Origin of the sequence: Neptuniibacter sp. QD37_6 (assembly GCF_047778085.1) — a bacterium.
In the GTDB taxonomy this organism is placed as follows: domain Bacteria; phylum Pseudomonadota; class Gammaproteobacteria; order Pseudomonadales; family Balneatricaceae; genus Neptuniibacter.
Genome location: NZ_CP180550.1, coordinates 358,535 through 380,333 on the forward strand (window position 1 = coordinate 358,535; position 21,799 = coordinate 380,333).

General features: G+C 43.3%; 17 protein-coding genes. 12 read left to right on the top strand and 5 right to left on the bottom strand.

Going from position 1 to position 21,799, the window contains the following annotated elements; translation table 11 throughout:
* Window positions 1-11: 11 nt before the first annotated feature.
* From gshB to metK, 4 genes are all read right to left on the bottom strand, one after another.
* Window positions 12-965: a glutathione synthase gene (gene gshB, locus ACMXYO_RS01565; RefSeq protein WP_415886700.1), complete on the bottom strand. Its 954-nt coding sequence runs from the start codon at window positions 963-965 to the stop codon at window positions 12-14.
* A 52-nt stretch (window positions 966-1,017) separates the two neighbouring features.
* Entirely contained in the window at window positions 1,018-1,746 is a 729-nt protein-coding gene (locus ACMXYO_RS01570) for a 16S rRNA (uracil(1498)-N(3))-methyltransferase (protein WP_415886701.1), read from the bottom strand.
* Window positions 1,747-1,754: 8 nt separating this feature from the next.
* Window positions 1,755-3,812 carry an EAL domain-containing protein gene (locus ACMXYO_RS01575; RefSeq protein ID WP_415886702.1) on the bottom strand — a complete coding sequence of 686 codons (2,058 nt, stop codon included), beginning with the start codon at window positions 3,810-3,812 and terminating at the stop codon, window positions 1,755-1,757.
* Between the two features lie 179 nt (window positions 3,813-3,991).
* Window positions 3,992-5,185, bottom strand: a complete 1,194-nt coding sequence (gene metK, locus ACMXYO_RS01580) for a methionine adenosyltransferase (RefSeq protein WP_415886703.1) — start codon at window positions 5,183-5,185, stop codon at window positions 3,992-3,994.
* A gap of 314 nt (window positions 5,186-5,499) precedes the next feature.
* On the opposite strand from metK, the gene tkt reads away from it, so the two are divergent.
* From tkt to fba, 4 genes are all read left to right on the top strand, one after another.
* Complete coding sequence (gene tkt / locus ACMXYO_RS01585) at window positions 5,500-7,494, top strand: transketolase (protein ID WP_415886704.1); 1,995 nt, start codon at window positions 5,500-5,502, stop codon at window positions 7,492-7,494.
* Between the two features lie 60 nt (window positions 7,495-7,554).
* Window positions 7,555-8,610 (top strand): type I glyceraldehyde-3-phosphate dehydrogenase, encoded by a 1,056-nt coding sequence (locus ACMXYO_RS01590; RefSeq protein ID WP_415886705.1) that lies wholly within the window; start codon window positions 7,555-7,557, stop codon window positions 8,608-8,610.
* 34 nt (window positions 8,611-8,644) lie between these two features.
* Window positions 8,645-9,808 (top strand): phosphoglycerate kinase, encoded by a 1,164-nt coding sequence (locus ACMXYO_RS01595; protein ID WP_415886706.1) that lies wholly within the window; start codon window positions 8,645-8,647, stop codon window positions 9,806-9,808.
* 84 nt (window positions 9,809-9,892) lie between these two features.
* Complete coding sequence (gene fba, locus ACMXYO_RS01600; RefSeq protein ID WP_007021912.1) at window positions 9,893-10,957, top strand: class II fructose-bisphosphate aldolase; 1,065 nt, start codon at window positions 9,893-9,895, stop codon at window positions 10,955-10,957.
* A 70-nt stretch (window positions 10,958-11,027) separates the two neighbouring features.
* On the opposite strand, the gene ACMXYO_RS01605 is transcribed toward fba, so the two are convergent.
* The gene (locus ACMXYO_RS01605; RefSeq protein WP_415886707.1) at window positions 11,028-13,382 is read right to left on the bottom strand and encodes a penicillin-binding protein 1A; all 2,355 of its coding nucleotides are present in this window, start codon (window positions 13,380-13,382) and stop codon (window positions 11,028-11,030) included.
* A gap of 162 nt (window positions 13,383-13,544) precedes the next feature.
* On the opposite strand from ACMXYO_RS01605, the gene pilM reads away from it, so the two are divergent.
* From pilM to ACMXYO_RS01645, 8 genes are read left to right on the top strand one after another with little or no spacing between them, the layout of a single operon-like run.
* Complete coding sequence (gene pilM / locus ACMXYO_RS01610; RefSeq protein WP_415886708.1) at window positions 13,545-14,612, top strand: type IV pilus assembly protein PilM; 1,068 nt, start codon at window positions 13,545-13,547, stop codon at window positions 14,610-14,612.
* A 3-nt stretch (window positions 14,613-14,615) separates the two neighbouring features.
* On the top strand, window positions 14,616-15,170 hold the full coding sequence (locus tag ACMXYO_RS01615) for a PilN domain-containing protein (RefSeq protein WP_415886709.1): 555 nt from the start codon (window positions 14,616-14,618) through the stop codon (window positions 15,168-15,170).
* Entirely contained in the window at window positions 15,170-15,808 is a 639-nt protein-coding gene (locus ACMXYO_RS01620) for a type 4a pilus biogenesis protein PilO (protein ID WP_415886710.1), read from the top strand. The genes ACMXYO_RS01615 and ACMXYO_RS01620 overlap by 1 nt, the downstream gene beginning before the upstream one ends.
* On the top strand, window positions 15,805-16,356 hold the full coding sequence (locus ACMXYO_RS01625; RefSeq protein ID WP_415886711.1) for a pilus assembly protein PilP: 552 nt from the start codon (window positions 15,805-15,807) through the stop codon (window positions 16,354-16,356). The genes ACMXYO_RS01620 and ACMXYO_RS01625 overlap by 4 nt, the downstream gene beginning before the upstream one ends.
* 29 nt (window positions 16,357-16,385) lie before the next feature.
* Window positions 16,386-18,485: a type IV pilus secretin PilQ gene (gene pilQ / locus ACMXYO_RS01630; RefSeq protein ID WP_415886712.1), complete on the top strand. Its 2,100-nt coding sequence runs from the start codon at window positions 16,386-16,388 to the stop codon at window positions 18,483-18,485.
* A 47-nt stretch (window positions 18,486-18,532) separates the two neighbouring features.
* Window positions 18,533-19,033 carry a shikimate kinase AroK gene (gene aroK, locus ACMXYO_RS01635; RefSeq protein WP_415888123.1) on the top strand — a complete coding sequence of 167 codons (501 nt, stop codon included), beginning with the start codon at window positions 18,533-18,535 and terminating at the stop codon, window positions 19,031-19,033.
* Between the two features lie 10 nt (window positions 19,034-19,043).
* A complete protein-coding gene (gene aroB, locus ACMXYO_RS01640) occupies window positions 19,044-20,138 on the top strand; it encodes a 3-dehydroquinate synthase (protein ID WP_415886713.1) in 1,095 nt (364 codons plus the stop codon).
* 28 nt (window positions 20,139-20,166) lie between these two features.
* Window positions 20,167-21,720, top strand: a complete 1,554-nt coding sequence (locus ACMXYO_RS01645; protein ID WP_415886715.1) for an AAA family ATPase — start codon at window positions 20,167-20,169, stop codon at window positions 21,718-21,720.
* Window positions 21,721-21,799: the final 79 nt, after the last annotated feature.

Here is a 21,799-nt window from a genome sequence, read left to right on the forward strand (position 1 = left end):
CAGCATCTTTTTTATTGCTTTGTTAGTTTTTGTTCGATTGCATCCATTAGCTGCATTCCAATATTCAGGCCGTACTGATTATTCAATTCGCGAATGCATGTTGGGCTGGTCACATTTATTTCTGTTAGGTAGTCGCCAATGACATCCAGACCGACAAATAGTAACCCTTTTTCTTTTAGGGTGGGAGCAATCTGTTCACAGATCCAATAATCGCGTTCAGTTAGTTCGCGCCCTTCACCTCGACCGCCTGCAGCTAAGTTACCGCGGGTTTCCCCTTTTGCTGGTATACGTGCCAGACCGTATGGTACTGGCTCACCATCCACTAGTAGAATGCGTTTGTCACCATCTACGATCTCGGGAATAAACTTTTGAGCCATGATGGTTTGTTGGCCGTGATTTGTAAGAGTCTCAATAATCACGCCCAAGTTTAGGCCGTCTTCTTTGATGCGAAATATTTGAGAACCGCCCATGCCATCGAGTGGCTTGAAAATGACATCTCCATGCTCTTTATGAAATTCACGTAGCATTGAGTCATGTTTGCTGACTAACACGGGTGGGCAGCATTGCGGAAAATGCGTCGCAAAGAGCTTCTCATTAAAATCACGAAGGCTTTGGGGCTTGTTAACAATCAAAGAGCCTTCTTTTTCTGCTTGCTCTAACAGATAGGTGGTATAGATAAATTCGTTATCGAATGGTGGATCTTTACGCATCAAAATTACATTGAGATCGGATAGATCGCGCGTTTCATATTCGCCGCGTTCAAACCATTTTTGCTCGTCCATCATCACTTCAATCGGAGCCATCTTAGCTTGAGCTTTGCCATCCAGAGAGAATAGATGGTGTTGTTCCATATACCAAAGCTCCCAGCCTTTCTGCTGCGCAGCCCATAGCATGGCAAGTGAACTGTCTTTTTTGAATGCGATGTTATCAATAGGGTCCATCACAATTCCGAGCTTAATTGTCATTTCTTTGATCCTTAATCTTTATCGTTTAAGCGCAGAGGATCTCCTCTTACGGCTAAGCGAGGTCGCCCCATAGGTAATTGAGTAATGTTAATGCGGCTACGGGAGCAGTTTCTGTACGCATAACGCGAGGTCCAAGTGTCAGGGGTTTGAACCCATATTGTGTCGCAAGTTCAACTTCATCGCTGGTGAGACCGCCTTCTGGTCCAATTAGCAATGCCACAGAGCTTGGCGCAGGCATTTCTTGCAGCGGCTGTTCACTATGATGATGTAGCACGAGTTTAAGTTCGGCATCCTGTGCAGCGAGCCATTTTTCTAAATCAGTTGGATCGGCTATCTCAGGAGGCACGGTACGGCCGGATTGTTCACAAGCGCTAACAGCAATCTGATGCCAATGTTTAACTCGTTTTTCTTGGCGCTCCTTTGGTAGTTTGACCTCGCAGCGTTCAGAAAATAGAGGGGTAATCGATTTTACGCCCATTTCAGTACTTTTCTGTACGGCGTAATCCATTCTCTCTCCGCGTGAAAGCGTTTGGCCTATGGTGACTGGCAAAGGGCTTTCGGTAGAAGAGGGAGTGCTTTCAATAATTCGCGCGGTGGCGCTGCGTTTCTCAATATTGATAAGTCTAGCTTTGTGTTCAGAACCATCTCCATTGAATAGAATGATCTGATCTTCAGGTCGCATTCGAAGGGAGCGACTGACATGTTGGACAACAGAATCGCTTAAAGATATATCGACACCTGTTTGTAGGGGCTGAGATTCGAAAAAACGCGGTATTCTCATAATAAAATTTAGTCGCCTTCAATGATTAGATCTTCATCGATTAGTGCTTCATAGTCTGCCACGGGGAGAGGGCGGCTCAATAAATAACCTTGAACTACATCACATTGCTCTTCACGGAGAATAGATAGTTGGCGCTCGGTTTCTACTCCTTCTGCTACAACGTGAAGTTGTAGACCTTGGGCCATAAGAATGATTGCCTGAACTATTTTTAGATCCTGTGGGTTCGTATCAATATCATCGATAAACGACTTATCAATTTTAATGTGATCGACAGGAAGGCTTTTTATGCGGCTGAGCGACGAGTAGCCTGTGCCGAAGTCATCAATCGAGATGTTAACACCGAGATTACGTACTCGTTTTAATTTTTCTTGAATACGACCTAAATCTTCAATTAATACCCCTTCAGTAAGTTCGAGTTCTATATGCTCAAGGGCAACATTATATTGAGAGAAAATACTTTGTAACTTTTGCTCAAAGTCGTTTCTTAGGAAACTTATGCCGGATAGGTTGATCGCTACGCGCGGGAAAACGATATCTTTGTCCAACCAATTGCGGCATTGCTTGGCAACGGCATTGAGAACCCAATGGTCAAGGCGTGAAATCAGCCCACTTTGTTCTGCTAAAGGGACGAAAACTGCTGGTGAGATGGGCCCTAGTGTAGGATGGGTCCATCTTAATAAGGTTTCTGCGGACAATGGAGCATTACTTTCTAGGTCAAACAACGGTTGGAAGACCAAGTAAAATTGATCTTGGTCCATTGCGGTTGATAGATCTTGCCACAGAGCGATTTTTTGTTCCGTTGTTTGTCCTTTAATCTGGCTGAAGTAAAGCCAGCCTTGCTCTCGTTTGCGGGCAGTTTTAGCGGCGATTTCTGAACGGCCTATCAATTCAAACTGTTGATCTCCATCTTCTGGGTAAGAGGCTATGCCTATGCGCGCCCCAATTTGAATCTGTAGATTATCCAATTGGATAGGTTGTTCAATAGTATTGAGAATAGAATCGGCTATATCTGCAAGGTTGATGTGTGCTGGTTTGTTTATGAGCATTAGTCCAAAGCAGCCTTCGCCGATTCGCGCTAATCGATGGTTGATAGAGAGAATTTGCCTTAAACGATTAGCTGTCTCAATCAGGATTTGGTCACGCTGCTCGTCGCCTAATTCAATGGTTAAGTTTCTTAGGAGATCTAAGCGGATAAACAGAAATGAAACCTGTTCTTGGCTTTCGAAATTGCGAATTATCTCTCGTTCAAGCGCTTCGCCAATCGCTCGTCGATTATAGAGACGAGTGACAGGGTCAAAGTTCTCGAGGAACTGAACATGTTCCTGCATATAACGTAAACGCTTATTTTCAATCAAATGATCACGAAACTCTTCTAGAGATTGCGCCATTTGGCCTATTTCATCTTTATGATGAGTAAAGCGTATCTCTTGATCTATATCCCCTGCAGATAGGCGTTTCATCTGACCAGACAGAATAATGATGGGTTGAACAATATTGCGCGATATCAGTACCGCAGTCGCAAATGCAGCCAGTAAAACGGCTAAGGTTATCGTGATGTAACTTAGCGCGCGATTGATGTAAACGGGAATTAGATCATCGAGGTACACCCCAGTACCAATCATAAGATTACTGTCAGGTATTAGCTGCGCGTAAGTAAGCTTTTCGAGGGAGGGGCCACCGTCTGGTTTCGGTAGGTAGAGTTTCCAGAATTGAGATTTTTCAGGGTTCTCCAAAATTTGCTTAAAGCTGGCTGCAATGGCTTCGCCATTTTTTATGTTTGGTACTTCATTGATTAATAGCCCTTCAAGCTCAGGTCGTTTGGGATGAAGGTGAAAACGTGCTTCGTCGGTCATTAAAAAGATATAACTGCCATCTGAATAGTTTGTGCTATAGATTAGCGAACGAAGTCGCTGTAAATATTCAGTTTCAGATATCTGTTGGGACTTTTTTAGCGCGCGAAGCTGGAGAACCTGACTGGCAGAGGCTTGAACAACACTACGAATCTGATCTTTTTTTCCGGCCAAGGTGTCTTGGTATGAAAAGTAAAAGGCAAGACTGGAAGTCATCAGTATACCCAGCGCGAGTATGATGACGAGCCCAATCAGCTTTTGCCGGATGCTAAAATTACTAAGTTGCATTAATTTCAAAAGGCCGCGAAAAGTAAGTTCCTCATTATTGTCATATAACTTACTGTAGGCAATAAAAAAGCGCCATAAGGCGCTTTTTTCGGAGAAAAATCACTAAATTAAGATAGGTCTGCAGCTTCGCGTAGTGCATCTGCTTTATCAGTGCGCTCCCATGTGAATGCAGTAAAGGTTTCGCCTTTGTACTCCATTTCGAACGGGTTACGGCCAAAGTGGCCGTATGCAGCAGTTGGCTGATACATTGGGTGAAGTAGATCAAGCATTGTAGTGATCGCGTAAGGGCGCAGGTCAAAGTGCTCACGAACTAACTGAATGATCTTATCATCGGAGATCTTGCCAGTACCGAATGTATTGATCGATACAGACGTTGGCTCCGCTACACCAATTGCGTAAGAAACCTGAATTTCACAACGGTCTGCTAGGCCCGCCGCCACAATATTCTTCGCTACATAACGACCAGCGTAAGCAGCAGAACGGTCTACTTTTGATGGATCTTTACCAGAGAATGCGCCGCCACCATGACGGGCCATGCCGCCGTAAGTATCAACAATGATTTTACGGCCTGTCAGACCACAGTCACCTACTGGGCCGCCGATTACGAAGTTGCCCGTTGGGTTGATGTGGAATTGGGTCTCTTTGGTGATCCATTCAGCAGGGATAACGTGCTTAACGATTAGCTCCATGACCGCTTCACGCAGATCTGCTTGAGATACTTCAGGGTTGTGTTGGGTCGACAGGACAAGGGCATCTACACCTACTGGCTTGCCGTTCTCATAGCGGAATGTAAGTTGGGATTTTGCATCTGGGCGCAACCATGGCAATAAGCCTGATTTGCGAACTTCAGCTTGGCGCTCAACTAGGCGGTGAGAATAAGTGATTGGTGCTGGCATCAATACATCAGTTTCGTTTGATGCATAACCAAACATCAAGCCTTGGTCGCCTGCACCTTGATCTTCAGGCTTAGCACGGTCAACACCTTGGTTGATATCAGGGGATTGTTTACCAATGATGTTGATTACGCCACAGGTATCGCCATCGTAACCTACTTCAGAAGATGTGTAGCCGATATCATTGATAACTTTACGAACTAAATCTTCCAAATCTACCCAAGCAGACGTTGTGATTTCGCCAGAAACAACAGCTACACCAGTTTTTACCAGTGTTTCGCAGGCAACGCGAGCATGCTTATCTTCAGCAATGATAGCATCCAGTACAGCATCGGAGATCTGGTCAGCAATTTTGTCCGGGTGACCTTCGGAAACGGATTCTGATGTAAATAAGCTATATTCGCTCATTGTGAAAATTACCTTTACAAAATAGGGCTTCGATGGAATTCATTTGATGCTAAAAAGACACAAAGTGTAGAAAAAAGTTTAGCAGTTGGAAGACCATGTGGATTTTTAAAGTGCGTATTCTACTAGCGACTTTAGTGAAATGCATATTTTTACAGTGCGTTTAGCATGAGAAATTTAAATTTTTGGATGAAAAGCGCTCATTTTTACCCTTAAAGTGCAATTCTTATTTGAAGGTTTCCTCTATCTGCGAGAAAATTGCGCCCAATTTTTTCCTGAACCTTCAATTTTGGGCAAAACGCCCAGGAGCTGAGTTAATGTCTTCTCGTAGAGAACTTGCCAACGCGATTCGCGCGCTGAGCATGGATGCCGTACAGAAAGCTAAATCTGGTCACCCGGGTGCCCCAATGGGTATGGCGGATATCGCTGAAGTGCTGTGGAATGATTTCATGCAGCACAACCCAACTAACCCGCAGTGGTTTGATCGCGACCGTTTCGTACTGTCCAATGGTCATGGCTCTATGCTGATTTACAGCCTGCTGCACCTGACTGGCTACGATGTATCGATCGAAGACCTGAAAAACTTCCGTCAGCTTCACTCTAAAACAGCAGGTCACCCTGAATACGGTTACTGCCCAGGTGTTGAAACGACAACAGGTCCTCTGGGGCAAGGTATCACTAACGCAGTTGGTTTTGCTGTTGCAGAAAAAACCCTGGCGGCTCAGTTCAACCGCGAAGGTCATGAGATCGTTGACCACAACACTTATGTGTTCATGGGCGATGGCTGCTTGATGGAAGGTATCTCTCACGAAGCTTGCTCTCTGGCAGGTACGCTGGGTCTGGGCAAACTGATCGCGTTCTGGGATGACAATGGCATCTCGATCGACGGTGAAGTTGAAGGCTGGTACACCGACGATAACGTTAAGCGTTTTGAGTCTTACGGTTGGCAGGTGATCCCAGGTGTTGATGGTCACGATGCTGATCAGATTCGCGCAGCGATCGAGCAGGCAAAAGAAAATACAGAACAGCCAACGCTGATCTGCTGTAAAACAATTATCGGTTTTGGTTCTCCTAATAAAGAAGGTAAGGAAGACTGCCACGGTGCACCACTGGGTGATGATGAAATCGCTCTGACACGTGAGCGTCTGGGCTGGACTCATCCTGCTTTTGAAGTTCCTTCCGAGATTGCTGAAGATTGGAATGCACAGGAAGCAGGTATTCACGCTGAAAATGAGTGGAACGAACGTTTCGCTGCATACCGTGCGGAGTTCCCTGAACTGGCGGATGAGCTACTTCGTCGTATCTCTGGCGAACTGCCAGCTGATTTCTCAGAAAAAGCTGATGCTTACATCGCAGAAATTGCTGAGAAAGGTGAAACAATCGCTTCTCGTAAGGCATCTCAGAATGCGCTGAATGCATACGGTCCTCTTCTACCTGAGCTACTAGGTGGCTCTGCCGATCTAGCCGGTTCTAACTTGACTCTATGGTCTGGCTGTAAAGGTGTAGAGAAAAACGATGCCTCTGGTAACTACCTGTTCTACGGTGTACGTGAATTTGGTATGTCTGCGATCATGAATGGTATCGCTTTGCACGGTGGTTTCATCCCTTACGGTGCGACCTTCCTTGTATTTATGGAATACGCGCGTAATGCAGTACGTATGGCTGCACTGATGAAGCAACGTACTATTCACGTTTACACGCATGATTCTATTGGTCTGGGTGAAGACGGTCCGACTCACCAGCCTGTTGAGCAAGTAGCTAACCTACGTCACACGCCAAACATGAGCACATGGCGTCCGTGTGATGCAGTTGAATCTGCAGTAGCTTGGAAAGCTGCGCTTGAGCGTGCAGATGGCCCAACGGCAATGATCTTCTCTCGTCAGGGCTTGCCGCATCAATCTCGTTCTGAAGAGCAGATCGCAAACATTGCGAAAGGTGGTTACATCTTGCGTGATACAGATGGTCAGCCAGATGCTATCCTGATTGCTACAGGTTCTGAAGTAGGCCTAGCAATGGATGCCGCTGAAGTGCTTGCTGCTGAAGGCGTGAAAGTACGTGTTGTCTCAATGCCTGAAACAGGTTTGTTTGATCAGCAGTCTGCGGAATACCGTGAATCGGTGCTGCCAGCGGCTGTTACTGCACGTGTTGCGGTTGAAGCGCTGCAGGCTGACTTCTGGTACAAGTACGTTGGTTTGAATGGTGCCATCGTAGGTATGCGTACCTTTGGTGAATCTGCGCCTGCAGGTGAGCTGTTCAAACACTTCGGTTTCACTACTGAAAACGTAGTTGAAACGGTTAAATCTGTTCTTTAATCGAACACGTAAAAAGACCCGGGGTTCCGGGTCTTTTTATTTTTAGGGTAGGGTTCTAGATTGAGTTATCGCGTTGCAATTAATGGCTATGGTCGTATCGGCCAGTGCGTCCTACGCGCGATTTATGAAAATGGATTGCAAGATATGTTTAGGGTTGTTGCAATTAATGAGCTCTCCGATCTTGAAACGGTAACCTACCTGACCCGCTACGATACGACTCATGGTCGCTTTCCTGTATCTGTTGAACATAATGGCAAACAGCTTCTGGTCAATGGCGACACTATTCAGGTTCTGAATGAATCTGATGCTGAGGATCTGCCTTGGGCTGATTTGGGCATTGATCTTCTTTTTGAATGCTCTGGCTCGTTTAAAGCTCGTTCTCTAGCTCAGTTGCATCTGCATAGCGGTGCGCAACGCTTGTTGTTTTCTCAACCGGCGACTGATGAAGTGGATGCAACCATCGTATTTGGCCTTAATGAACAGTTATTACGTTCAAGCCATACAGTTGTTTCGGCGGCTTCTTGTACTACAAACTGTATTATCCCAGTACTAGATCTACTAGATAAACAGCTTGGGATTGAAAACGGTGTTACGACCACGATTCATTCCGCGATGAATGATCAGCCGGTTATCGATAGTTACCATCAAACTGATTTGCGCCTAACTCGAAGTGCTATGCATTCGATCGTACCAGTAGATACAGGTCTAGATAAGGGTATTGACCGTCTTTTACCGCATCTCGCGGGTAAATTTCAGTGCCTGCATGTTCGAGTTCCCACGATTAATGTGTCAATGATGGATCTCTCAATTAATGTGTTGCAGTCGACCAGTGTCGAAGAGGTGAATCAAATCCTGAAGCGTGCCTCTATCAAAGGACCGTTACAGGGACTATTAGGTTATACCGAAGAGCCTCATGCTTCGGTAGACTTCAACCGCGATTCCCGTTCCGCGGTGGTAGATGGCACCCAGACCAAATTGTCTGAGGGGCGTCTAATCAAGCTTGTATGTTGGTTTGATAATGAATGGGGTTTTGCTAACCGTATGTTAGATGTAGCACAGCACTGGTTAGCTTTAGGCAGCGAAGAAGAATTAGCTGCTAAAGAAACGAATTCCTGATTTAAATATTTAAAAACTTAAGTAGGGCACGTCAATGAGCGTACTGAAAATGAGCGAACTGGATCTGAGCGGCAAGCGCGTTCTGATCCGCGAAGACCTAAATGTACCAGTGAAAAATGGTGAAGTAACTTCAGATGCGCGTATCCGTGCATCATTGCCGACTATTGAGCTGGCACTTAAAGCAGGTGCTAAGGTGATGGTCATGTCTCACCTAGGTCGACCAACGGAAGGTGAATATAACGAAGAGTTCTCTCTACAGCCTGTAGCTAACCATATTGGCAGCTTGTTGGGCCGCGAAGTTCCACTAATTAAAGATTGGTTGGGCGGGGGCTTTGAAGTTGCTGAAGGCGATCTTGTGTTGCTGGAAAACGTTCGCTTCAACGTAGGCGAAAAGAAAGACAATGAAGAGCTATCTCAGAAGATGGCTGCATTGTGTGATGTTTATGTTATGGATGCATTCGGTACGGCACACCGTGCTCAAGCGTCGACCCATGGCGTGGCAAAATTTGCTGAAATAGCTTGTGCAGGTCCTCTACTGGCGGGTGAGCTAGATGCATTAGGTAAAGCACTAGATAAGCCTGCTCGTCCGCTTGCAGCGATCGTTGGCGGATCTAAAGTGTCGACGAAACTTGAAGTGCTAACAGCGCTATCCGACCAAGTTGATCAGTTGATCGTTGGTGGTGGTATTGCAAATACTTTCCTTGCAGCAGCGGGTAAGCCTGTGGGTAAGTCCTTGTGCGAACACGATTTAATTCCAGTAGCTAAAGACCTAATTGCGAAAGTAAACATCCCGATGCCTGTGGATGTTGTTGTAGCGAAAGAGTTTGCAGAAACGGCTGAAGCGACGGTTAAATTTGTTGATGATGTAGCTGAAGATGACATGATTTTGGATATTGGTCCTCAATCTGCGCAGAATCTAGCTGAACTGCTAAAAGATGCAGGAACAATCATCTGGAACGGTCCAGTTGGTGTATTTGAATTTGACCAGTTTGGTGAAGGTACTAAGACGTTGTCTCTAGCTATCGCTGAAAACCAAGGTTTCTCTATCGCGGGCGGTGGTGACACCTTAGCAGCTGTGGATAAATACGATATTGCAGATAAGGTATCTTATATCTCTACTGGTGGTGGTGCGTTCCTTGAGTTTGTTGAAGGTAAGAAGCTACCTGCAGTAGCTGCTCTGGAAGCTAAAAACGCTTAAGCACTAATTTTAATAATGGATGGGTGGTAAACTCTGCCTATCCCCGTCTTTCGATGAAGTTAACAGATATTTAAAGGTGACAAAATGGCTCTGATCTCCATGCGTCAGCTGCTGGATCATGCTGCTGAAAACGACTACGGCATTCCAGCATTCAACGTGAACAACCTGGAACAGATGCGCGCTATTATGGAAGCGGCAGACAAAACTAACTCTCCAGTGATTGTTCAGGCATCTGCCGGTGCACGTAAATACGCGGGTTCTAACTTCCTGCGTCACATGATCGAAGCGGCGATTGCTGAATTCCCGCATATCCCGGTATGTATGCACCAGGACCACGGTACGTCTCCTGCGGTTTGTCAGCGTACTATCGCGATGGGTTTCTCCTCTGTAATGATGGACGGTTCCCTAATGTCTGATGGTAAAACACCATCAAGCTATGAATACAACGTTGATGTAACTCGCCGTACGGTTGAAATGGCGCATGCGTGCGGTGTTTCTGTAGAGGGTGAGCTAGGTTGCCTAGGTTCCCTAGAAACGGGTCAAGCGGGCGAAGAAGATGGTATCGGCGCCGAAGGTACTTTGTCTCACGACCAGATGCTGACGGATCCAGATGAAGCAGCGGACTTCGTTAAGAAGACTGGAGTAGATGCGTTGGCAATAGCTTGTGGTACATCTCACGGTGCATACAAGTTTACTCGTCCGCCAACAGGTGACATTCTGGCGATTGACCGCATCAAGGCGATCAACGAACGTATTCCAGGTACGCACCTGGTAATGCACGGTTCCTCTTCTGTACCTCAGGAGTGGCTAGCTGTGATCAACGAATTCGGTGGCGAAATTCCAGAAACTTACGGTGTGCCGGTTGAGCAGATCGTTGAAGGTATCAAGTACGGTGTGCGTAAGGTAAACATCGATACTGACCTTCGTCTGGCATCTACTGGTGCGATCCGCCGCTTCCTGGCTGAAAACCCTGCTGAGTTCGACCCACGTAAATACCTGAAGAAATCGATGGAAGCGATGACTGAAATCTGTGTGAACCGCTACGAAGCTTTCGGCACCGCAGGTAATGCGTCGAAGATCACTGCGATCTCTCTGGAAAACATGGCCGAGAAGTATGAGAGCGGTGAGTTAGATCCAAAAATCGCTTAAATCTACTTAAGTTTAAGCAATAAAAAAACCGCCTAAGAGCGGTTTTTTTATTGCTGTAGAATAAGGCGCTTTAGAAAAGCTCTTCTTCAGCATTCTTAGTTCCTGAGTTGCTAGGAGTAGCATAACCTGTTGGAATATTTTCTTTACGGAAGTATTCGTAGATAGAATCATCCTGTCCAGGGTAAGCTAATTGTCCGCTACGGGGATCGATTTTGACGCTAACTATTCCTTCAGGTGGATTTGGAGCGTTCTCAGCCTTGTCTTTTAGGGCGTCGCGCATGAAGTCTATCCAGATAGGTAATGCGGCAGTCCCGCCAAATTCACGTCGGCCAAGTGTTTGGGGTTGGTCAAAACCTACCCACGTTGTAGCAACATAGTCTTGGTTGAATCCAGAGAACCAAGCATCTTTTTGGTCATTGGTTGTACCTGTTTTTCCTGCAATATCATCCCGATTTAATACTAAGGCTTTACGTGCAGTGCCTTTGCGGATGGAATCTTGCATTATATTGTATGTAAGGAATGTTACTTGCTCATTATAAATCTGAGGAGCTAGTTTTTGATTGTTACTTACTTTGCAATCTATTTTACAGGCAATAGTTGGCTCAGCTGTAAATAGATTTTCATCAAATTGATTATCTATACGCTGAATGAAGTAGGGCTCTATTTTGAAGCCTCCATTGGCGAAAGCGGCATAGCCAGTTACCAGCTGTAATGGTGTAACATCTGCACTGCCAAGAGATAGAGATAGATTGTTTGGCAACTTGGTACGGTCAAAGCCTGCTAAATCTAAATAAGTCTGTGCTGTATCTATACCAATAGCTCTTAATAATCTTATAGATACGAGGTTTCTAGATTTGTAAAGGGCTTCGCGGAGTCTGGTTGGGCCGTAGAATTTTCTACTAGAATTCTCTGGTCGCCAGTTACCCTCTAGGTTTTTATCGTGGAAGACAATGGGTGCGTCGTTTATTAGTGAAGCGGCTGAGTAGCCTTTAGCCAAGGCTGCAGCATATATAAAGGGTTTGAAGTTAGAGCCTGGTTGGCGTATGGCTTGAGTACTGCGATTGAATTTGTTGTGAGTGAAATTAAATCCGCCAACGAGTGATACGATAGAGCCATCTTTAGGGTTTAGTGCAACAAGAGAACCCTGAACTTTAGGGGTTTGCGTAAGATGGAGTTTGCCTTCTTTCTCTCTTATACGAATTAAGTCGCCTATCTGTAAGACGTCGTTAGCTTTTTTTGGTGCTTTTCCTGTGTGGTTAACTGACTTATAAGGTTTGGCCCAAGCTATGCCTTCCCATTCTAAGATCGCTTTTTGACCTTCTTTTAAGAGTAGTTCAGCAGATTTGTCGTTGATTGATAGGACTACAGCAGGTCGGAGGGTGTGATAGGAGATTACCTTGTTTAATCTTTTCTGTAGCTCTTTAAATGAGATATTGGTGATATCCCACTTATCTTCAGCTCCTAAATAACCATGTCGCTCTGAATATGCTACTAAGCCATTAGACACGGCGATGTTTGCTGATGATTGAAGTTTGCTATCAAGTGTTGTGTACACTTTATAGCCATCAGTGTATAAGTTCTCACCGAATTGTTCGTATAGTTTTTTTCTAACCATCTCGGCAACATAGTAAGCACGTAATTCTATATCGCTAGTATGATATTTGGCTGTAACGGGAGCTGCAGTAGCTTCTTCAAGTTGTTGATCGTTGATGAAACTAAGGGCATGCATGCGCTTTAGTATCCAGTTTCGGCGCTCTATTGCTCGGCTGGGGTTTGTGATTGGATTAAATGCAGAAGGTGCTTTAGGTAGGCCTGCAATCATTGCGTGCTGAGCAAGACTTAAGTTTTCGATATTCTTGCCGTAATAGACATTAGCCGCTGCTTGTATGCCGTATGAGCGGTGGCCTAAGTAGATTTTGTTGATATAAAGCTCGAAGATTTCTTTTTTGCTAAGTTCCTGTTCGATTCTAAGTGCGAGTAGAATTTCCATGAACTTTCGAGTAAATGTTCTTTCGCGGGTTAGAAAGAAATTCTTAGCTACCTGCATGGTGATAGTAGAGCCACCACTTTGGATGTGGCCTGTTGATGCTAGTTGAAATGCCGCTCGGGATAGGCCTTTAATATCTATGCCGAAGTGGTCAAAGAAACGGCTGTCTTCGGCAGCTGTTAATGCTTGAACAAATTGAGGTGGGATCTCTTTAAAGTTGATCGGTGTGCGTCTTTTTTCACCAAACTCGGCGATGAGCTTTTCATCCTTAGAAAAAATTCTTAAAGGGGTTTGAAACTGAACTTCTTTAAGGGAATTGGTATTAGGTAGTTTTGGTGCGAAATAGTAATAGACGCCTGCAAGCGAAAGTGCACCTAGGAATGTGCAAAAAACACCTAGTTTAAACAAAAGTTTGAAAAGCGAAACCATAGCTGACATGCTACTCTGATACAATGAAAAATTGATTTGGGTCTATTATATAGATAGGTGGTGTTGATCCTCTAGCAGATATTAAATATTAATTTGCTTTTTAATGTCGGTTAGAGTGGGCCAAGTGTACTAAATACACATTAACGCAGGGAAAAATTAGGGAATATATTTGTGTTAGGCTTTTTGGGGAACAAGTCAAGTAATTTAGTTGGGCTGGATGTGGGTTCATCATCCGTTAAATTAGTAGCCCTTTCGAAAAATAGTGGTAGTTATACTCTAGAGTCTTACGCTGTGGTTTCGTTACCTCCTACTGCGGTCATTGATGGCAACATTCAGGATGTTGGGGAAGTGGCTGAAACAATAGAAAAGGCTGTAAAGGTAGCTGGAGTTAAGCTGTCGTCAGCTATTGCTGCTGTGCCGGCTTCTGCAGTAATCACTAAACGCATTGAAATGAGTAATGTCTTCTCGGAATTTGAGCTTGAAGAACAAATTAAGATCGAAGCTGATCAATTTATTCCTTATCCATTAGATGAAGTGGCACTAGATTTTGAAGTCTTAGGGCCTGTTAATGGAAATGAAGGCTTGAATACCGTTTTGCTCGTGGCTTGTAGAAAAACTGATGTTGAGCTGCGAGAAGATGCAATTAGTAATACAGGATTAAATTGTTCTATTGTTGATGTCGATACCTTTGCTGTTGAGAGGGCTTTTCCATTGATATCAACTGAGCATAAAGGCAAATCTGATTTGGTTGGTGTTGTCGATATTGGTGCAGCAACGCTGACTTTAAATGTATTTAAAGGTACAGAGATTGTTTACAGTCGTGAACAGGCTTTTGGTGGAAATGATTTAACTAATACAATTCACCAGCAGTATGGAATGAGTGTCGAAGAAGTTGAACAGTCCCTAAGGCTTGATGAATTGTCTGCTGAAATTAAAGAAATGGTGGTCTTACCATTTAGGGGAACAGTCGCGCAACAAGTATCTCGATCCCTTCAATTTTTTTATTCGTCTGGTGCGCATAGTGAACTTTCCAGTTTGTTTCTTTCAGGAGGAACTGCAACTATTGAGGGGCTTGCTGATCAGTTAGCTGAAGAACTAGGTATAAATGCTGATATGGCTAATCCATTCTTGAATATGTCAATTGGTTCGCGTGTAAATCGCACAAGATTAGAACGTGATGCACCTTCTTTGATAAAAGCATGTGGATTGGCAATGCGTGGATTTGAGGGCAAGGAATAGATTATGGCTACAATCAATTTAAGGCCTTGGCGTGAAGAAAAGTCCAAAGAGCGCCAGAAACGTTTCTTAATAAATTTGTGCGGTGCTGCTTTCTTTGCTGGGTTTATTGTTCTAGCAATAGGATATTATTTTGATGTGATGCATGATCGGCAGGTTGAAAGGAATGATTATCTTAAAGCCGAAGCCGCTAAATTAGATAAAAAACTTAAAGAGATTAAAGAGTTAAAGGAAAAGAAGAAGCGGTTGCTAGCACGATTAGAGGCAATACAGCAGTTGCAAGCATCTCGGCCAATTATAGTGAGAAATTTTGATGAGTTGGTAAAGGTTTTGCCAGATGGAATCTATTACTCTAGTTTGAACCGTAAAGGGAATAATATAGGTATCAAAGGGTTGGCAGAAGATAAACTGGATGTTTCAAGCCTTATGCGAAATATTGATTCCTCAATATGGTTTGGTGAGCCAGCTTTAAGTAAAGTTAACTTATCGAAAGGCGGTTTGAATGAATTCTCTTTGTCATTACCGGTAATTACCCCAAAAGAGAATAAAGGGAGTAAATAATGGAGGTGCTTAAAAACGCGTTCAAGGGTTTCGACCCAGGGAATATGGACTTTTCTAGTGCAGGTAATTGGCCGATAGGTATTAAAGTTATCTCTTATCTTTTGGTTGTTGTTCTTATAATGGCAGGTGGGGTGTATTTCTATATTGCAGATAAGCAAGATGGATTGAAACGAGTTATTTCTAAGGAAGAAGGTCTAAAAAAGCAGTATAAAAGCAAAGCTCTACAAGTTGCTAATTTGGAAGCTCTTAGACTACAAATGAAGGATGTTGAAGGGCGTTTTAAAGAACTCTTGAAACAATTGCCGACAGAAAAGGAAGTTCCTGGTTTATTGGATGATATTACTAATTTAGGTACTTCGGCAGGGCTGAATATTGGATCAATTGCATTAGCTCCTGAAAAAAAAGCAGATTTTTATCGAGAGTTGCCAATCAAGATTTCAGTATCCGGTTCATATCATCAGTTAGGCCAGTTTGTAAGTGGAGTTGCCGGTTTATCTAGAATTGTGACTATGCATAATTACGCTATTAAGCCTCTGGGTGCAGGTGTATCAATGAACATTGAGGCTAAAACCTATCGGTACGATGATACTGCACCAAAACCCAAGAAAAAGAAACGTAAAACGAGGAGGAGAAAATGAAGAAAATAATTAGATTTGTTTTCTGTTCTTTGGTTGCTTTTTTTATGGTGGGTTGTGTTGATTGGGTTAATGATACGACTGATCTGCAAAAGTATGTAGCTAAGACAAACAACATTAAAGGTGGGAAAATAGAACCTTTGCCAGAGTCAAAGCCATATAATAGCTTTGTATATGAAGGGGCTTCATTAAGAGAGCCTTTTAGGGCGATTGAACTTGCTAACGAAAATGAGAGCGTGGCTGAGGATGCTTTGTTTGGAGAGCTTACACCTGATTTAGAGAGAGAGAAAAGTTATTTAGAATCGTTTGCGCTTGATGATATCAATATGGTGGGAACGATCAATCAGAGAGAAGGTAATCGCCTCTGGGCTTTGGTAGAGGATCAAAATTCAGAAATACATAGAGTCACAGTAGGTGATTATATGGGGTTAGATCATGGCGAAATAATCTCTTTAAATGAGTTGCAAATAAATATAATTGAAATAATTGAAAATGGCCGCGGTGGCTGGATGAAACGCACTCGTAGCCTTGCCTTGAATGAGCCAGAATAAGGGATATTATTGTGAAAATTCGGGTCCCCATGAATACTTTCCTTACAAACATGAAGCATAAAAATATATATCTATTGTTTGTAGCTGTTTTTAGTTTGTTCTTATCACAGTGGTCGGTAGCTGAAGTTCAAATGAAACAGGTTAATTTTGTAGCATTACCTGGTGGGAAAGTGGAACTCAAGTTCGACTTTGATACCCCGCCACCTTCGCCGCAAGCTTATATGATAAATCAGCCGGCTAGACTCGTTATGGATCTATGGGGTGTGGAAAACGGCTTAGGTAGGCGTTCCTTGGATGTGAAAACCGGTCAGATTGATAATGTAAACTTTGCGCAAACGGATGGGCGGTTGCGTATAGTTACGAGTCTTGTTGAGCCATCTTCATACAAAACATTCACAGAAGGAAATAGTCTCTTCGTTGTTATTCAATCTGGTGGTGATGTGGCTAATAAGGTTCCAGTAGCCTCGGAAAGTATGGTTACCAAATCTCAGGTTGGTTTAGAGAGTGCTTCAGGTATGGTTTCTGATCGCACGAGTATTGTTGGTATGGACTTTGAGAGGGAAGAAGGTGGTATAGGACGAGTAAGCATTACTCTTTCTGATGATAAGGCTGGGGTTGATATACAGGAAGAGGGTAATAACGTCGTAGTTAATTTACTTGGTGCAGATCTATCTCGAGCACTAGAACAGAGAGTTGATGTTCAAGATTTTGCTACGCCTGTTATGTTTATTGATGCTATGGCTAATGGAGGGAGTACAAGTATTCTTATTAAACCTAGTGCTGAACCTTATGAATATTTGGCTTACCAAACAGATAATAAACTAGTGTTGGATTTCAAACCGTTAAGTGCTGCTGAAAAAGAGACGCGTGAAAAAGAGTTATTCCCATTTAGTGGTGAGGCTATAGATTTAAATTTTCAAAATGTGGAACTTCGATCCGTTTTGCAAATAATAGCTGAGGTTGCTGAATTAAATTTAGTTGTAAGTGATTCTGTTGGGGGGGGCATCACTCTTAGATTAAAAAACGTACCTTGGGATCAGGCGTTAGATATTATTCTAAAAACGAAAGGTTTAGATCAGAGAACAGTAGGGAATGTCTTACTAATCGCTCCTGCAGATGAAATTGCAAAACGGGAACAAGAAGAGTTAGAAAGCTCTAAAAAAGTAGAACAATTGGCGCCACTACGCACTGAGTATATCCAAGTTGAATATCGCAAAGCTTCAGTCATGCTCGATGCTATTGAAAAAGCGAAGTTAATCTCGGAACGCGGTTTTGTTATGTCAGATGATGAAACTAATGTCTTGATGGTTAAAGGGACGGAGACGGATATTGAAGCTATACGGAATACGCTAAGACGTTTTGATGTAGAAGTAGAGCAAGTTCTGGTTGAGGCGCGTTTAGTGAATGCTAGATCTAGTGTTACAAAAGATTTAGGTGTACGTTGGGGCTTTGGCTATAACGATATAAATAACAATGGAGAAGGCTGGATCGTCAATGATACTTATGACTCAATTGACTTTGGTGCCCCTCCTACCACAGCTGGTTTACAGGTGGATTTAGGAGCTACAGCAGCTAATGCAGGAGCTATTGCTATAGGATTTAAGCCTGGGTCGAGCTCTCTGTTGGCTCTAGAATTAAGTGCGCTAGAAACTGATGGCAAGGCGGAAGTGATTTCTCAGCCTAAAGTTATGACGACAAATGGTACAAAAGCATCAATTGAGTCAGGTTCTGAAATTCCTTACCAGACGGTTGAAGATGGTGAAGTAAGCATTCAATTCAAAGATGTGGTGTTAAAATTAGATGTTACACCGCGTATTAATCCTGGTGATAGAGTTGCCATGGATTTGGAAATAAAACAAGATTCAATCGGTTCAGTGTTACCAAATGGTGAGTTAAGTATTGACAATAATGAGCTGACAACTTCGGTCGTAGTTCCAGATGGGCAAACTATCGTGCTGGGAGGTGTCTTTAAGAATGAGACTAGTGAAGCGATGGGTAAAATTCCTTTACTAGGTGATCTTCCTATTATGGGAGCGCTTTTCCGTAATAAAGAAAATAAATCAGAAAAAACTGAGTTGTTGATTTTTATTACACCAAAGGTGGTAAGAAATTCATTAACTTCACAGTGAAATTGTAAGAAAGGTTGTGTGAATTGAACATCTTTCTCGTTGGGCCTATGGGAGCTGGAAAAAGCACCATAGGCCGTTTGTTATCTCAAGAATTAAAATTAGAATTTGTTGATTCTGATCGTGAAATAGAAGACCGTGCCGGTGCCGATATCCCTTGGATCTTCGATGTTGAGGGTGAGTCAGGTTTTAGGGATAGAGAAGAAAGCGTCATTAAGGAGCTGTCGGTAGAGAAGTCTATTGTCCTGTCCACTGGTGGAGGAGCCGTTTTAAGGTCCGCAAATCGAGCTGTATTGCAATCGAATGGGACGGTAGTGTATTTGGAGACGTCAGTGGATCAACAGTTAGATCGAACCTCTCGCGACAAAAATAGACCTTTGCTGCAAACAGAAGATCCTCGGGCTGTGCTGGAGTCACTTATGGCCGAGCGTCATCCCCTATATCTTGATTGTGCTGACATAATAGTCAAAACAGATAGGCGTCACCCAAAAACTGTCGCAAGTGACATCATTAAACAATTAAAGGCAAAGTCACCGCTTGAAGCGGAGTAAGCAATTTCCTATGCAAACATTAAAAGTTGATCTGGGTGATCGTAGTTACCCTATTTTTATTGGGCAAGGTTTACTAGATCAGGGGCTTATGGCTCCGTATATAAAGGGCAAGCAAGTCCTAATAGTAACGAATGAAACGATTGCGCCTTTATATCTTGAACGCTTACAAAAAACACTTACAGGCCAGTTTCAAGTAGATACGGTCATTTTGCCTGATGGTGAACAGTATAAAAATATGGATCAGATCAATACGATCTTTGATGCATTATTAGAAAATCGTCATAACAGAACGACAACGCTCATCGCACTAGGTGGTGGAGTTATCGGTGATATGACAGGCTTTGCTGCTGCTTGTTATCAGCGTGGGGTAAGCTTTGTTCAGGTGCCGACAACTTTGCTTTCTCAAGTCGATTCTTCTGTTGGCGGTAAAACCGGCGTGAACCACCCGAAAGGCAAGAATATGATCGGAGCCTTTCATCAGCCTCAATGTGTTGTTATCGATACTGATGTTTTAAATACACTCCCAGAAAAAGAGCTGTCTGCAGGTATGGCAGAGGTGATTAAGTATGGTTTGATCTATGATGAAGCTTTCCTATGTTATCTAGAAGATCATATTGATGGGCTGATGGGATTGCAGTCAGATCTTCTGGAGCAGGCAATCTACCGCTCTTGCGCTGTAAAAGCAGAGGTTGTTGCACAAGACGAGAAAGAAGCTGGTATTCGTGCGTGGCTGAATCTAGGGCATACTTTTGGTCATGCTATTGAGGCTGATCAGGGCTATGGCGAATGGCTTCATGGCGAAGCTGTTGGCGCAGGAACAATGATGGCGGCAGATCTGTCTTGTCGTTTAGGTTGGATCTCATCTTCAGATGTTGATCGGATAAGGAATATACTTGAAGCGGTTAATCTTCCAGTATGTCCGCCTGAATCTATGGGTATTGATACTTTTAAAGATCTGATGATTGTGGATAAAAAGGTTGTTGATGGCAGTATTCGTCTTGTATTGCTTCAAGAAGTAGGTAGAGCAATTGTAACTTCAGATTTTCCTGCAGAGTTATTAGACCAAACCTTATCTGCGGGTAAAAAATTAGGTAGCTGTTGTTAGTTAATGCTTTAAGAGTTGATCCTGTCTGATGAAGTCAAATATATACTTTGAACCGCCAAGTCGCCTTCAACTATTGGATAAATTAAAGCACTTAGTCAGATTTTCTGATTTTTTGCTGTTAGTATCAGGCGATAGAGGTGCAGGAAAAAGTACTTTATTGGATCAACTCCATCCAGAAAAGGGTGATACAACTCTTTGTAGCTGTTTTATAAAGCCAGAAGCTGAATTATCGCAGCAGAAGCTCCTTGAATCCCTTGTTAGTCAATTACCAAGTCATGATTCGACTGGCACAGGGTTTGCCGACCAATTCAAAGTATTTAATCTTCAATTAAAAGCGCTCAATTCCGCTGGCCAGAAATGCCTGATTCTAATTGATGATGCGGAATATCTATCTAATGAAGCATTTGAATTACTGATAAATCTGCATACAGCAGGTGCGCAGTTAATTTTGATGTCTGAACCGTCTTATGCAGAAGCTGTTTTGGATACAGACCTTGTCAAAGCAATGGAGGGACGTGTTCATCATGTGGCTATTGAGGGTATGTCTGATGATGAGGCTGCTGAGTACCTTCAGATCTGTCACCCAGCTCTTACTTCCCTACCCGAAAAGAAGAAATCAGATTTAATTTCCCTCTCTGGTGGTATGCCAGGGCGAATAGAAACGCTTCTTGCTGGTGGGAAAATTACTGTTCCATCTAGAAAGAAAACAGCATTCCCTCTGCCAGCGATTCATATGATGGGTATTGGAATTGTTCTGATCGGAATTGTTGGGGTTTCTTTGTGGAAGTTTATGCCAGAAGAGCCTGTTAGTGATCATCAAGTGGCTGTGGATGAACGAGTATCTGTTCCTCTAGTCGTACCTGCAACCGCTGAGCAAGCTGAAGCAATCCAAATTGATAGCAGCAAGACAGGTAAGGCTGTCCGGCCTGAAAAGGCTGTTGAAAAAATTGCCCCTGTTAGAGAAGATCTTTCTGCGCGATTAAAAGAGCAGGAAGATAAAATAAAAACTACAGTTCAACCTAAATTGGTTGAAAATGTAAAGCCAGGTATTGCGGAAGTACAGTCTAAGCAAGGTCAGGAAATTAACCGTATTTCTCAAGTCGACAGTAGTTCAAAGCCTCCTACTACTAAGCTGAAAATCACTAAAGTCGATACGGTTCAGTTAGAGAAAGACCTTAGAGAAGTTGTGCAGACGAGTGGCGAAACTCAACCTCCTGTTACACCACCGAGTTCAAAGGTTAAGCTTCAAGAGACAAAGCCTAATGTATTGGCAACAGAATTGAGTGAAAGTGAACAAGCGTTGATGAATTGGCCTGACAAAGGTTATACATTACAGATGCTGGGTGCTAGATCTGAAGAAAGTGCGCTAGGTTTTGTTAAATCTCAAAAGAAACCGAGTGATTTTTACTACTTCTCTACAATATATAAAGGGCTGCCGTGGCATGTTGTAGTGCATGGGAAGTTTGCTAATAGAGATATTGCGAATGCAGCCATTAGAAAATTGCCAAAAGAGCTGAAAAACGTGAAGCCTTGGGCCAGAAGTATTCAAGGCGTAAAAATAGATATTAAAAGTAAAAAATAGTTTCAAAACAAGTAGATAGCTTGTTTAGTTGATGGGCTATTACCTACCAAATCTCCTCGGGCAACTGTTTGAAATTTGT

What these genes read in the sequence shown, in the direction of transcription:
- gshB (WP_415886700.1), bottom strand. Translation starts at nt 965, where the DNA reads ATGACAATTAAGCTCGGAATTGTGATGGACCCTATTGATAACATCGCA.
- ACMXYO_RS01570 (WP_415886701.1), bottom strand. Translation starts at nt 1,746, where the DNA reads ATGAGAATACCGCGTTTTTTCGAATCTCAGCCCCTACAAACAGGTGTC.
- ACMXYO_RS01575 (WP_415886702.1), bottom strand. Translation starts at nt 3,812, where the DNA reads ATGACTTCCAGTCTTGCCTTTTACTTTTCATACCAAGACACCTTGGCC.
- metK (WP_415886703.1), bottom strand. Translation starts at nt 5,185, where the DNA reads ATGAGCGAATATAGCTTATTTACATCAGAATCCGTTTCCGAAGGTCAC.
- tkt (WP_415886704.1), top strand. Translation starts at nt 5,500, where the DNA reads ATGTCTTCTCGTAGAGAACTTGCCAACGCGATTCGCGCGCTGAGCATG.
- ACMXYO_RS01595 (WP_415886706.1), top strand. Translation starts at nt 8,645, where the DNA reads ATGAGCGTACTGAAAATGAGCGAACTGGATCTGAGCGGCAAGCGCGTT.
- fba (WP_007021912.1), top strand. Translation starts at nt 9,893, where the DNA reads ATGGCTCTGATCTCCATGCGTCAGCTGCTGGATCATGCTGCTGAAAAC.
- ACMXYO_RS01605 (WP_415886707.1), bottom strand. Translation starts at nt 13,382, where the DNA reads ATGTCAGCTATGGTTTCGCTTTTCAAACTTTTGTTTAAACTAGGTGTT.
- ACMXYO_RS01615 (WP_415886709.1), top strand. Translation starts at nt 14,616, where the DNA reads ATGGCTACAATCAATTTAAGGCCTTGGCGTGAAGAAAAGTCCAAAGAG.
- ACMXYO_RS01620 (WP_415886710.1), top strand. Translation starts at nt 15,170, where the DNA reads ATGGAGGTGCTTAAAAACGCGTTCAAGGGTTTCGACCCAGGGAATATG.
- ACMXYO_RS01625 (WP_415886711.1), top strand. Translation starts at nt 15,805, where the DNA reads ATGAAGAAAATAATTAGATTTGTTTTCTGTTCTTTGGTTGCTTTTTTT.
- pilQ (WP_415886712.1), top strand. Translation starts at nt 16,386, where the DNA reads ATGAATACTTTCCTTACAAACATGAAGCATAAAAATATATATCTATTG.
- aroK (WP_415888123.1), top strand. Translation starts at nt 18,533, where the DNA reads ATGGGAGCTGGAAAAAGCACCATAGGCCGTTTGTTATCTCAAGAATTA.
- aroB (WP_415886713.1), top strand. Translation starts at nt 19,044, where the DNA reads ATGCAAACATTAAAAGTTGATCTGGGTGATCGTAGTTACCCTATTTTT.
- ACMXYO_RS01645 (WP_415886715.1), top strand. Translation starts at nt 20,167, where the DNA reads ATGAAGTCAAATATATACTTTGAACCGCCAAGTCGCCTTCAACTATTG.